General features: G+C 44.1%; 1 protein-coding gene. It reads left to right on the forward strand.

Features of this window, described 5'->3' with window-relative positions; genetic code table 11:
* Nucleotides 1-32: 32 nt before the first annotated feature.
* Nucleotides 33-417: type I restriction enzyme endonuclease domain-containing protein (locus AC0DBE_RS21645; protein ID WP_472963759.1), on the forward strand; the 385-nt coding region annotated here is incomplete at its 3' end.

Raw genomic sequence — 417 nt, forward strand, 5'->3', positions numbered from 1 at the left:
TCTCTGTACTCTCTGATGAGTTCCTCCAGGAAATGAAGGATTATCAGCACAGAAATATTGCTCTGGAAACGCTTAAAAAGCTGCTTTCTGATGAGATCAAGGTTCGCTCGAACCAAAGTATCACTCAGGGTAAAAAACTGATTGATATGCTGACCTCTGCGATCAACGGCTACCAGAACAAGGTACTGACCGCTGCGGAGGTGATTGATGAACTGATCAAGCTTGCTAAAACTATTCAGGAATCAGACAGCCTTGCAAGCCAACTGAACCTTAGCACTTACGAATACGCCTTCTATTCTGCTGTTGCAGATAACGACAGCGCACGCGAGTTAATGGAGAAAGAAAAACTAAGGGAACTGGCAGTCGTTTTAACAGAAGCTATACGCAATAATGTCAGTCTGGACTGGACAGTGAAAG

This window comes from Bacillus sp. VA15 (assembly GCF_055721145.1).